This window comes from Herbaspirillum sp., from assembly GCF_017744395.1.
In the GTDB taxonomy this organism is placed as follows: domain Bacteria; phylum Pseudomonadota; class Gammaproteobacteria; order Burkholderiales; family Burkholderiaceae_D; genus Herbaspirillum.
The window spans coordinates 997,368-1,009,635 of sequence record NZ_JAGIBI010000001.1 but is presented as its reverse complement, the minus strand read 5'-3'; the positions used below and the strand labels follow the sequence as shown (position 1 = coordinate 1,009,635).

Below are 12,268 nucleotides of genomic sequence, written 5' to 3'. Positions count from 1 at the left end.
ATGTCAGTACAACGCCTGCATGTCGGAAAGCGCCTTTCCGAAGTTGCCATCCATAACGGCACCGTCTACCTGGCCGGCCAGATCGCCGAAGACACCACCCAGAACATCGAAGGCCAGACCCGCGAGGTGCTGGGCCATATCGACCGCCTGCTGGCCGAGGCCGGCAGCGACAAGAGCAAGATCCTGTCGTGCCAGATATTCCTCTCCGACGTGAAGGACTTCGCCGGCATGAACGCGGTCTGGGACGAGTGGGTCGCGCAAGGCAACGCGCCGCCGCGCGCCACGGTCGAAGCCAAGCTGGCCCGTCCCGAACTGCTGGTGGAAATCATCATCGTCGCAGCCCAGAAGTAAGCGCTTATGGTTTCGGTAGCAACCATACAGGGTGAAGGCCTGGCGGCGATCACCGCCGGCCTGGGGGCGGACGATGCCGCGCGCGTGGAAAAGGCGCTGGCCGAGGTCGAGCCCTTGTATGCGGATCAGCCGCTCAGTTCGGGGCAGAACGCGCTGCAGTTCGTGCTTTCGGTCGCCTCGGTGCTGACCGCATTGAACGCGGATGCGCAAACGCGCATCGCCGGCTTGCTGTTCGAGGCGCAGCTGCTGCATCCCGAGCTGGAAGAAAAATGGGAAGGGCTGTTCGGCAAGGAAACCGCCGATCTGCTGGGTAGCGTGCGCCAGCTCATGCGCTTCCACAGCCTGACCTTGCAGCCGCAGGAAGTCCTGCGCGGCAAGAACGCGGCGCAGCAGGCGGCGGCCCAGGTCGAGACGCTGCGCAAGATGCTGCTGGCGATGGCTTCCGACATGCGCGCCGTGCTGGTGCGGCTGGCTTCGCGCGTGGCGGCCTTGCGCTATTTCGCCGAAACCAAGCAGGAAGACGAGGTCAGCCGACAATACGCGCGCGAGACCTTCGACCTTTATGCGCCGCTGGCCAACCGCCTGGGAATCTGGCAGCTGAAGTGGGAACTGGAGGACTTGTCATTCCGTTTCCTCGAACCCGCGACCTACAAGCGCATTGCCAAGATGCTGGAAGAGAAGCGCCTTGAGCGCGAGCAGTTCGTGGCCAATGCGATTGCGCGCTTGCGTTCCGAACTCGCCGCGCAAGACATCAAGGCTGAAGTCAGCGGCCGGCCCAAGCATATCTACAGCATCTGGAACAAGATGCGCGGCAAGGCGCTCGACTTTTCCGAGCTCTATGACGTGCGCGCCTTCCGGGTGATCGTCGACGACGTCAAGACCTGCTACACGGTGCTGGGCATCGTGCACGATATCTGGACCCCGATTCCCGAGGAGTTCGACGACTATATTTCCCGGCCCAAACAGAACGGCTACCAGTCTTTGCACACGGTGGTGGTGGCCGAGGACGGCCGGGCGCTGGAAGTGCAGATCCGCACGCGCGAGATGCACCATTTCGCCGAATACGGCGTGGCGGCGCACTGGCGCTACAAGGAAAGCGGCGGTTCCAACTTCGCCGCGCAAAAGTACGATGAGAAGATCGCCTGGCTGCGCCAGCTGCTGGCCTGGAAGTCCGAGGTCACCGACGCCGTCGTCGACCAGGACGACGTGCGACGCGATTGGGTGGAAAAGCTCAAGGCAGCCACGCTGGACGAGCGCATCTATGTGCTCACGCCGCAGGCGCGGGTGATCGAGTTGCCCAGCGGCGCCACGCCCATCGATTTCGCCTACCATTTGCACAGCGACGTCGGCCATCGCTGCCGCGGCGCGCGGGTGGACGGTGTGATGGTGCCGTTGAATACGCCCTTGAAGAACGGCCAGACGGTGGAGATCATCACCGTCAAGAGCGGTCCCGGCGTGGGGCCGTCGCGCGACTGGCTGAGTCCGGGCTATGCGGCGAGTTCGCGCACCCGTTCCAAGGTGCGCGCCTGGTTCAACGCGATCGAACAGCAGGAAACGCTGTCGGCGGGCCGCGGCTTGCTGGAAAAGACCCTGCAGCGCGAAGGCAAGACCGCGGTCAACCTGGAAGAGCTGGCCCAGAAGCTGGGCTTCGCCAAGGTGGACGACCTGTGCCTGTCGCTGGGCAAGGACGAGTTCAGCCTGCGCCACGTGGAGCAGGCGCTGCACGATGCCGAGGTCAAGAAGCCCGAGATCGACGACGAAGCGGCGATTACCCGCAAGAGCCGCGCATCGAGCATCGTGCAGGGCGCCAAGTCCGGCGTGCTGGTGGTCGGCACCGACGGCCTGCTTACGCAACTGGCGCGCTGCTGCAAGCCGGCGCCGCCGGATCCGATCGCCGGTTTCGTCACGCGCGGCAAGGGTGTGTCGATCCACCGCGCGAACTGCAAGAACTTCGCCGAGATGAGTTCCCATGCGCCCGAACGGGTGATCCAGACGACCTGGGGCACGCCGGCCAAGGATACCGTCTATCCGGTCGATATCTTCGTGCTGGCCAATGACCGGCAGGGCTTGCTGCGCGATATCTCCGACATCTTCTTGCGCGACAAGATCAATGTGATCGGGGTGAGCACGCAGAGTGCGCGCGGCCATGCGCGCATGGCCTTTACCGCCGAAATCGCATCGACCGAGCAATTGCAGAAAGCCCTGACGGTGATCCGGGAAGTCAAAGGGGTCATTGAAGTAAAGCGGCAGTAAGGAAGGGGATATGGGAGGATTGCCGGCGGCGGCAGTGCCGGCTGTTTCAATGACCGTGATGCGGGAGAAAAGGCGGGATTAAAAAATATTTCATATTTTTTCTTTTACCCCTTTGCAAAATTGAAAAAGCCTCCTATAATCTCGCTTCTTCGTTAGGCGCGTAGCTCAGCTGGTTAGAGCACTACCTTGACATGGTAGGGGTCGTTGGTTCGAGTCCAATCGTGCCTACCAATTCTTCTGATGGTTTAGTGGAGTTGGATAGCGAAGTCAAACTGAAATGGAAGCGCATTCGCGGCTTCCATTTTTGTTTTCCGCCCTTCGTTTTTATTTCCCCATGCTTGTGAGTCAGGTTCGCATTTCCTCTTTTGGGAAGGGTGTGGGTATTGGCGTGAAAACGCTTGGGCTGCACGTGGGCTGGCGCCTGATATCGGCGGGCGCATGAAATTTATTTTGGTTCGACGTGCTTCCGGTCAATGGCGGCGTGAATATCGGTGATTATATTTTGCTGTCGCGCGGAAACTTTTTAAAAATGTTTTAAACTTAGCGTCGAATTTTTTCCGTTTTTTTCTTTCCAAGCTTCATCTTTATAGACAGGCGTTCGATTACCCATGGCAGCAGATGACCAGTATTTCCTCGTGGTTGATGACTTTTCGACAATGCGGCGCATCGTTAGCGGCCTGTTGAAAGAGTTGGAGTACAACAAGATTGTCGAGGCGGACGACGGCTCTTCGGCCTTGAAGGTGCTGGAGGCGGGCGCCTTGCCGGTGACTTTCGTGCTGACCGACTGGAACATGCCGGTGATGGATGGTCTGACGCTGCTCAAGAAGATCCGTTCGACGCCGTCCCTGAGCCACCTGCCGGTGCTGATGATCACGGCCGAGGCCAAGAAGGAGAATATTGTCGAGGCGGCGCAGTCGGGCGCGGACGGCTATATCGTCAAGCCTTTCAATGCGGCCACCCTGAAGGAAAAGATCGAGAAAATCCTGGCGCGGCGCGCCCATCTGGAAAAGGCGTAAGCGGCATAGCGCTTTTCGTGGCGGAAAATGCAAACGGCATCCAGTTGGATGCCGTTTTCTTTTTGGGGATGCTCCCCGTGGCGAGCAGCCGCGTCAGTTATGGCTGAGGCCGAAGTAGGGCAGGAGGTCGCCGCGCGTCCACGATTTGATTTCCTTGCCGTCGAGCAGTACCCGGTATTCCTGCTGGTGTTCGCCGTTGTCCAGTTCCACCGTACGGCTCTGAAGAGTGTATTCGACGTTGTTGATGACGGTCGGATGTTCGATGCAATTGTGTTCGCCTGGCATGGTGCGCTTCTCCATAATCAGTCTTCATCCTAGCATGGGCGATGGAATAAGTTGATGGTCGTCGTGTCTCGAACAGCGTATTTGCAACTGTAAACGATGAAGATTTTTGAAGGGTTGTCCTGCTCTGCGCCGGAGCAGCTGATTAATTTGCTATAATCGACGCTTGTGCTAGCTGGATGCTGCCTTGGAAGGACGGCAACGGGCGGCGCAGCAAGTTCACCATATTCTGTAAGAGCGAGAAAGGCAAACCGGTTATGACACCGCGAACTACCACCGAGGTTTTCGAGCGACGCTAGTCGGGTTCTTTTTCGTCTTCTGGAAAAGCGCGGCTGGCCCGCGTTTTTTTTCGTCCTTCATTCTTGGACATCTACCCAAATCAGGCAAGGCAGCATGGCTGCCGACATGGAGTGCAAAATGGTTTCAGTTCGTCTTCCCGATGGTTCGCAACGCCAATTCGACGGTCCGGTCACGGTAGCGCAAGTCGCCGCCAATATCGGCGCCGGCCTGGCCAAGGCCGCATTGGCCGGCCGTGTTGACGGCAAGCTGGTCGATACCTCGTTCCTGATCGACAAGGATTCCGACCTCGCCATCGTGACCGACAAGGATGCGGACGGCCTGGAAGTGATCCGCCATTCGACCGCCCACTTGCTGGCTTACGCGGTCAAGGAGCTGTTCCCCGACGCCCAGGTGACCATCGGCCCGGTGATCGACAACGGTTTCTATTACGACTTCTCGTACAAGCGCCCCTTTACTCCGGACGACCTGGAAGCCATCGAAAAGAAGATGGCCGAGCTGGCCAAGAAGGATGAGCCGGTCACCCGCAAGGTGCTGCCGCGCGACGAGGCCGTGGCTTACTTCAAGTCGATCGGCGAGGACTACAAGGCCGAAATCATCGCCTCGATCCCGCAAAACGAGGACGTGTCGCTGTACACCGAGGGCAGCTTCACCGACCTGTGTCGCGGCCCGCACGTGCCGTCCACCGGCAAGCTCAAGGTGTTCAAGCTGATGAAGCTGGCCGGCGCCTACTGGCGCGGCGACTCCAACAACGAGATGCTGCAGCGGGTCTACGGCACCGCCTGGGCCAAGAAGGAAGACCAGGAAGCCTACCTGCACATGCTGGAAGAGGCCGAGAAGCGCGATCACCGCAAGCTGGGCCGCGCGCTGGACCTGTTCCACTTCCAGGACGAGGCGCCGGGCCTGATCTTCTGGCACCCCAAGGGCTGGTCGATCTGGCAACAGGTCGAGCAATACATGCGCCGCGTCTACCAGGACAACGGCTACCAGGAAGTGAAGGCGCCGCAGATCCTCGATCGCTCGCTGTGGGAAAAGACCGGCCACTGGGAAAATTATCGTGAAAACATGTTCACGACCGAGTCGGAAAGCCGCGCCTATGCGCTGAAACCGATGAATTGCCCGGGCCATATCCAGATATTCAATTCCGGCCTGCACAGCTACCGCGACCTGCCGCTGCGCTACGGCGAATTCGGCCAGTGCCACCGCAACGAGCCGTCCGGTGCGCTGCACGGCATGATGCGCGTACGCGGCTTCACCCAGGATGACGGCCACATCTTCTGTACCGAAGACCAGATCCAGGAGGAAGTCGCCGCCTTCAACAAGGTGGTGCGCGAGGTCTACGACTGCTTCGGCTTCAAGGATGTCGCCGTGAAGCTGGCGCTGCGCCCGGAAAAGCGCATCGGCGCAGAGGAGGTTTGGGACAAGGCGGAAAACGCCCTGCGCGAAGCCATCCGCGCCTCCGGTTCGGAGTGGGAAGAGCTGCCGGGCGAGGGCGCCTTCTACGGTCCCAAGATCGAATACCACCTGAAGGACTCGATCGGCCGTTCCTGGCAGTGCGGCACCATGCAGGTCGACTTCTCGATGCCGGCCCGCCTGGGCGCGGAATATGTCACGGAAGACAACGGCCGCAAGGTGCCGGTCATGCTGCACCGGGCGATCGTCGGTTCGCTGGAGCGTTTCATCGCGATCCTGATCGAAAACCATGCCGGCGCGATGCCGCTGTGGTTGGCACCTGTGCAAGTTGTCATCCTGAATATTTCCGACGCGCAAGCCGATTACGTCAAGAACGTTGCACAAACGCTGAAAAAACAAGGGTTTAGGGTAGAGACCGATTTGCGTAACGAAAAGATTACCTATAAAATACGGCAGCATTCGATTCAGAAGCCGCCCTATATATTGGTTGTCGGCGATAAAGAACGTGATGCAAACACAGTGGCCGTGCGTGCGCGGGGCAATGTCGATCTGGGCGTGATGTCCATCGACACCTTGGTGGAGCGCCTCAAGACTGAGGTCGACACCAAAGCCTGAACAGGGAAGCGGAGGCTTCCCTCCCAGCGCAACCGCACGGCTTAATTTATTGGATTTAAAAAGGAAACTGCAATAGCTACTGACAAGTCGCATCGCCTGAATCGCGAAATCACAGCGCCGGAAGTGCGCTTATCGGGCGTCAATAACGAGCCGCTGGGCATCGTCAGTTTGGCTGAAGCCTTGCGCTTGTCGGAAGAGGCTGAAGTGGATCTGGTCGAAATCGCACCAACCGCGCAGCCTCCGGTCTGCCGCTTGATGGACTACGGCAAGTTCAAGTACCAGGAGCAGAAGAAAGCTCACGAAGCCAAGCTCAAGCAGAAGGTCATCCAGGTCAAGGAAGTCAAATTCCGTCCTGGTACCGATGACGGCGATTACAACATCAAGCTGCGCAACCTGACCAAGTTCCTGGAAGACGGCGACAAGACCAAGATCACGCTGCGTTTCCGCGGCCGTGAGATGGCGCACCAGGAAATCGGCATGCGCATGCTGGAGCGCTTGAAGGCTGACCTGGAACCGTTCGGCCAGGTCGAGCAGTTTCCCAAGATGGAAGGCCGCCAGATGATCATGGTGCTGGCGCCGAAGAAAAAGAAGTAAGTCGAATAGCCGTATCGGGATGGCGTCCGCAGATGCCTCCCGCGTTGCGAAAGCGGCGCAGTGTAGGGCCGACAAAGGTTTTGCCCGCAGTATCAATGCAGCGGGCAAAAGCAGCGGAGGGGTGAAATACCCGGCCGCTGTCAAATAAGTGAGAGCAGGCATCAAAGAGCAGCGAGCATTGCTGCCACCTGCAATCATCAAAAAATGGAGCTGTCCGGAAGGACAGAGTTGCTATGCCTAAGATGAAATCGAAGAGCAGCGCGAAGAAGCGTTTTCGCGTGCGCCCGGGCGGTACCGTCAAGCGCGGTCAAGCCTTCAAGCGTCACATCCTGACCAAGAAGACCACCAAGAACAAGCGTCAACTGCGCGGTACCGAGGGCGTCCATGAGACGAACCTGAATTCCGTTCGCGCAATGCTGCCGTTCGCTTAACCTCACATCATATCTAAGGAGCTACCATGCCTAGAGTCAAACGTGGGGTAACAGCGCGTGCCCGTCACAAGAAAGTCCTCGCCCTCGCCAAGGGTTACCGCGGTCGCCGCAAAAACGTCTACCGTATCGCCAAGCAAGCAGTCATGCGCGCTGGCCAATACGCGTACCGTGACCGTCGTAACAAGAAGCGCGTCTTCCGTGCCCTGTGGATCGCCCGTATCAACGCCGCTGCCCGTTCGCACGGCGTGACCTACAGCGTGTTCATGAACGGCCTGAAGAAGGCTTCGATCGAACTGGACCGCAAGGTTCTGGCCGACATGGCTGTCACCGACAAGGCTGCATTCGCCGCCATCGTCAACCAGGTGAAGGCCAACATCGCTGCCGCCTAAATCGTCAGCGTGTTTGCGGCCGCCGGCCGCTTCTACGTCATCAAGTAAAGCAGCCGGCGCTGCAATCCTGCGGGGCAAAGGTGAAATACCGATGCCCCGTATGTTTTTGATCCACCGATTTTCTGATCCCGCCATGTGCGCGGATCTTTTTCTTTTCGACTTCGTCGTCGGATTTTCGATTGGAGCGAGACTTACCGCATGAATCCCCTAGACCAAATCGTCGCGCAGGCGCAGGCTGATTTCACCGCCGCCGCTGACGCTGCCGCACTGGAAAACGCCAAGGCCAAGTACCTCGGCAAGACCGGCCAGATCACCGAGCAGATGAAGGGACTGGGCAAGCTGGCCCCCGAGGAGCGCAAGGCGCAAGGGGCGATCATCAACGTCGCCAAGGAACAGATCGAAAACGCGCTGACCGCACGCCGTGACGAACTGGCCAACGCGCAGATGCAGGCGCGCCTGAATGCGGAAGCCATCGACGTCACGCTGCCGGGCCGAGGCCGCGGCGTGGGCGGCATCCATCCGGTGATGCGCTCGTGGCAGCGCGTCGAGGAAATCTTCCGCTCGATTGGCTTCGACGTGGCCGACGGCCCCGAGATCGAAACCGACTGGACCAATTTCACCGCACTGAACAGCCCGGAAAACCACCCGGCGCGTTCGATGCAGGATACCTTCTACATCGAAGGCAATGACACGCAGGGCAAGCCCTTGCTGCTGCGTACCCACACCAGCCCGATGCAGGTGCGCTACGCGCGCATGAACAAGCCGCCGATCAAGGTGATCGCGCCGGGCCGCACCTACCGCGTCGACAGCGACGCCACCCACTCGCCGATGTTCCACCAGGTCGAAGGCCTGTGGATCGCCGAGGACATCAGCTTCGCCGACCTGAAGGGCGTCTACCTCAACTTCGTCAAGGCCTTCTTCGAGACCGACGACCTGCAGGTGCGCTTCCGTCCTTCCTACTTCCCGTTCACCGAGCCTTCGGCCGAGATCGACATCGCCTTCGGCAGCGGTCCGCTGAAGGGCCGTTGGCTGGAAGTCTCCGGCGCCGGCCAGGTGCACCCGACCGTGGTGCGCAACATGGGCCTGGATCCCGAGCAATACATCGGCTTCGCGTTCGGCTCCGGCCTGGAGCGCCTGACCATGCTGCGCTACGGGATCAACGACCTGCGCCTGTTCTACGAAGGCGACCTGCGTTTCCTCAAGCAATTCAATTAAATCGATAACGAGCGGCGCCGCCCGCGCGGGCGGCGCACGTCCGGCTGATAGCTGAAAGTCTGAATCATGCAATTCTCCGAAAACTGGTTGCGCACGATGGTCAATCCGAAGATGACTTCGGATGAACTCTCGCATTTGCTGACGATGTCCGGCCTGGAAGTGGAAGAGGTGGAGCCGGTCGCGCCGCCCTTCACCAACGTGGTGGTGGGCGAAGTGCTGGAAGTGGCCAAGCATCCCGACGCCGATCGCCTCAACGTATGCCGCGTCAACGTCCATACCGGCACCATCCTCAATATCGTGTGCGGCGCGCCCAACGTGCGCCCCGGATTGAAGGTGCCATGCGCCATGGTCGGCGCGGTGCTGCCGCCGGGCGCGGACGGCAAGCCTTTCGAGATCAAGGTCGGCAAGCTGCGCGGCGTGGAGTCGCAGGGCATGCTGTGCTCGGCGCGCGAACTGAAGCTGTCGGAAGACCACGGCGGCCTGATGGAGCTGCCCGACGATGCGCCGGTCGGCCAGAATTTCCGCGACTACCTGCAACTGAACGACCTCAAGTTCACCATCAAGCTCACCCCCAACAAGGCCGACTGCCTGTCGGTGCTGGGCGTGGCGCGCGAAGTGTCGGCCCTGACCGGCACGCCGCTGAAGGCGCCGGCATTCCAGCCGGTGGCCGCCAACCTGGATGAGAAGCTGCCGGTGCGCATTTCCGCGCCCGACCTGTGCGGCCGCTTCGCCGGCCGCGTGATCCGCGGCCTCAACGCCAAGGCGCCGACCCCGCAATGGATGAAGCAGCGCCTGGAGCGCAGCGGCCAGCGTCCGATCTCGGCCCTGGTGGATATCTCCAACTACGTCATGCTGGAACTGGGCCGTCCCTCGCACGTGTTCGACCTGGACAAGATCCACGGCGGCCTGGATGTGCGCTGGGGCAAGACGGGCGAATCGCTCAAGCTCTTGAACGGCAATACCATCGAAGTCGACGAATGGGTCGGCGTCATTTCCGACGATAAGGAAATCGAATCGCTGGCGGGCATCATGGGTGGCGATTCCACCGCCGTGTCGCTGGACACCACCAACATCTACCTGGAAGCCGCGTTCTGGTTCCCGCAGGCGATTCAGGGCCGCGCCCGTCGCTACAATTTCTCGACCGATGCCGCGCACCGCTTCGAACGCGGTGTCGACTTCGCCACCGTGGTCGAGCACATCGAGCGCATCACCGCGCTGCTGGTCGAAATCTGCGGTACGCCCGACACGAAGATCGGCGCGGTCGACGACCAGATCGTCAACCTGCCCAAGCGTAATCCGGTGCAACTGCGCACCGCGCGCGCGGCCAAGGTGATCGGTGTTGAAATCACCGACGACATGGTGGCCGACATCTTCAAGCGTCTCGGTTTGCAATTCACGCAAGAGCCCGGCCTGTTCTCGGTGACGCCGCCGTCCTACCGTTTCGACATAGAGATCGAGGAAGACCTGATCGAAGAAGTCGCGCGCGTCTACGGCTTCGAAAACATCCCGGCGCTGCCGCCGGTGGCCGCCAACGCTATGCGCATCGCGCCGGAAAATACGCGCTCCCTGTTCGCCATCCGCCGCCTGCTGGCGGACCAGGACTACCAGGAAGTGGTCAACTTCAGCTTCGTCGAAACCGCATGGGAAGCCGATTTCTCCGGCAACGCCGATCCGATCAAGCTGCTCAACCCGATCGCCAGCCAGATGGGCGTGATGCGCTCGTCGCTGATCGCCGGCCTGGTCGCCAATGCGCGCTACAACCTTAACCGCAAGGCTTCGCGTATCCGCGTGTTCGAAGTGGGCGCCGTGTTTGCCAAGGACGCATCGGTTGCCGACGGCCCGCTGTCGGTGTCCGGCTTTGCGCAACCCAAGCGTGTCGGCGCGCTGGCCTATGGGCCGGTGGCTGAAGAGCAGTGGGGCCAGCCCGCCCGCAATGTCGACTTCTTCGACGTCAAGGCCGACCTGGAGGCGCTGTTCGCGCCGCGTACGCTGCGCTTCGCCAAGACCGAACATCCGGCCTTGCATCCGGGCCGTTCGGCCAGCGTGATGTTGGGCGAGGAAGTGATCGGCGTGATCGGCGAACTGCATCCGAAGTGGCAGCAGAAGTACGACCTGCCATTGTCGCCGGTGGTGTTCGAGGTAAGCGCTGATGCACTGCAGCAGCGCGACTTGCCTTCCTATGCGGAAATCTCCAAGTTCCCGGCCGTCAGCCGCGACCTCGCACTGGTCGTCAAGCAGCCGGTGGCAGCCCAGCAATTGCTGGACGTTTTCGCGGCCGAGAAGCAGGGCAATCCGGTATGCGGTATCATCCAAGCCATTGTTTTATTTGATGAATATCAAGGCAAGGGCCTGGAAAATGACGAAAAAAGCCTTGCGTTCCGATTCACCATGCAAGATACTCAAAACACCCTTCAGGATGACAAGGTCGACGTTGCGATGAGTGCACTGGTGACGGCGGCGAGCGCAAAGCTTGGCGCCAGATTGCGTGCCTGATGCAAGAACAAGTCCCCGAAAAATAAATACGGATCGGAGCCGGTAAGACAGGCCAAGCCATTCATCGTCATGAACAACGTGAATTCAAACGAATTTCAATCCGTGCTGGATGCCGACCTGCAGCGCGCCGTGCTGGAATCCCAGGCGCGCTCGCAGGCCGAGAAGAATCTGCCCACGCTGACCAAGGCGGAGCTGGCCGAACTTTTGTTCGAACAGGTCGGTCTGAACAAGCGCGAAGCGAAGGACATGGTGGAAACCTTCTTCGATGAGATTCGCAACGCGCTTGAGCGCGGCGAGGCGGTCAAGCTGTCCGGCTTCGGCAACTTCCAGTTGCGCGACAAGCCCCAGCGGCCGGGCCGCAATCCCAAGACCGGTGAAGAAATCCCTATCACGGCGCGGCGCGTGGTCACTTTCCACGCCAGCCAGAAATTGAAGGAAATGGTGGAACTCTCCAGCGGCAACTCCGTTGAATTGTCCGTCTAATCTATGAACGATCGTGTCACCAAACCTGCGGCAATCGTGTTGCCGCCGATTCCCGCCAAGCGCTATTTCACGATCGGCGAAGTCAGCGAATTGTGCGGCGTGAAGCCGCACGTGCTGCGCTACTGGGAGCAGGAGTTCACCCAGTTGAAGCCGGTCAAGCGCCGCGGCAATCGCCGTTATTACCAGCACCATGAAGTGTTGCTGATCCGTCGTATCCGCGAGTTGCTGTACGAGCAGGGGTTCACCATCAGCGGCGCGCGCAACAAGCTTGACGGCAGCAACGAGGTCGAGCAGATGGAGGCGATGGCGCCGCCGGCATTGAGCCTGAATGAAGAGGGCATTGAAAATGTGCGGGCGGAACTGCTCGCGGTACTGCAGGTGCTCAAGCCCAATGCAGCGCTTTGAATGCGTTGCCGGCCTTTAGTGCCTTATCCTT

At 60.1% G+C, this 12,268-nt stretch carries 12 protein-coding genes and 1 tRNA gene; 12 read left to right on the top strand and 1 reads right to left on the bottom strand.

The window, feature by feature from the left end; translation table 11 throughout:
- The 4 genes from J7548_RS04540 (at position 1) to J7548_RS04525 (ending at position 3,620) form a co-directional block, all read left to right on the top strand.
- Positions 1–351, top strand: a complete 351-nt coding sequence (locus tag J7548_RS04540; protein WP_290970936.1) for a RidA family protein — start codon at positions 1–3, stop codon at positions 349–351.
- A gap of 6 nt (positions 352–357) precedes the next feature.
- A complete protein-coding gene (locus J7548_RS04535; protein WP_290970934.1) occupies positions 358–2,604 on the top strand; it encodes a bifunctional (p)ppGpp synthetase/guanosine-3',5'-bis(diphosphate) 3'-pyrophosphohydrolase in 2,247 nt (748 codons plus the stop codon).
- A gap of 154 nt (positions 2,605–2,758) precedes the next feature.
- Positions 2,759–2,835, top strand: a tRNA-Val gene (locus tag J7548_RS04530).
- 377 nt (positions 2,836–3,212) lie between these two features.
- Positions 3,213–3,620, top strand: coding sequence for a response regulator (locus J7548_RS04525; protein ID WP_290970932.1), 408 nt, complete (start codon positions 3,213–3,215; stop codon positions 3,618–3,620).
- A 93-nt stretch (positions 3,621–3,713) separates the two neighbouring features.
- On the opposite strand, the gene J7548_RS04520 is transcribed toward J7548_RS04525, so the two are convergent.
- Complete coding sequence (locus J7548_RS04520) at positions 3,714–3,905, bottom strand: hypothetical protein (protein ID WP_290970930.1); 192 nt, start codon at positions 3,903–3,905, stop codon at positions 3,714–3,716.
- A 414-nt stretch (positions 3,906–4,319) separates the two neighbouring features.
- Here J7548_RS04520 and thrS point away from each other — a divergent pair, with 414 nt between their 5' ends.
- From thrS to J7548_RS04480, 8 genes are all read left to right on the top strand, one after another.
- The gene (gene thrS / locus J7548_RS04515; protein WP_290970927.1) at positions 4,320–6,227 is read left to right on the top strand and encodes a threonine--tRNA ligase; all 1,908 of its coding nucleotides are present in this window, start codon (positions 4,320–4,322) and stop codon (positions 6,225–6,227) included.
- A gap of 48 nt (positions 6,228–6,275) precedes the next feature.
- Positions 6,276–6,821 (top strand): translation initiation factor IF-3, encoded by a 546-nt coding sequence (gene infC / locus J7548_RS04510; RefSeq protein ID WP_290971614.1) that lies wholly within the window; start codon positions 6,276–6,278, stop codon positions 6,819–6,821.
- A gap of 233 nt (positions 6,822–7,054) precedes the next feature.
- Positions 7,055–7,252, top strand: coding sequence for a 50S ribosomal protein L35 (rpmI, locus tag J7548_RS04505; protein WP_006712688.1), 198 nt, complete (start codon positions 7,055–7,057; stop codon positions 7,250–7,252).
- A 26-nt stretch (positions 7,253–7,278) separates the two neighbouring features.
- Positions 7,279–7,641: a 50S ribosomal protein L20 gene (gene rplT, locus J7548_RS04500; protein ID WP_290970919.1), complete on the top strand. Its 363-nt coding sequence runs from the start codon at positions 7,279–7,281 to the stop codon at positions 7,639–7,641.
- Positions 7,642–7,839: 198 nt separating this feature from the next.
- Complete coding sequence (gene pheS / locus J7548_RS04495) at positions 7,840–8,856, top strand: phenylalanine--tRNA ligase subunit alpha (protein ID WP_290970916.1); 1,017 nt, start codon at positions 7,840–7,842, stop codon at positions 8,854–8,856.
- Between the two features lie 66 nt (positions 8,857–8,922).
- Positions 8,923–11,349: a phenylalanine--tRNA ligase subunit beta gene (gene pheT / locus J7548_RS04490; protein WP_290970913.1), complete on the top strand. Its 2,427-nt coding sequence runs from the start codon at positions 8,923–8,925 to the stop codon at positions 11,347–11,349.
- 69 nt (positions 11,350–11,418) lie between these two features.
- On the top strand, positions 11,419–11,832 hold the full coding sequence (locus J7548_RS04485; RefSeq protein WP_141915830.1) for an integration host factor subunit alpha: 414 nt from the start codon (positions 11,419–11,421) through the stop codon (positions 11,830–11,832).
- Between the two features lie 3 nt (positions 11,833–11,835).
- Positions 11,836–12,237: a MerR family transcriptional regulator gene (locus J7548_RS04480; protein ID WP_290970906.1), complete on the top strand. Its 402-nt coding sequence runs from the start codon at positions 11,836–11,838 to the stop codon at positions 12,235–12,237.
- Positions 12,238–12,268 lie beyond the last annotated feature (31 nt).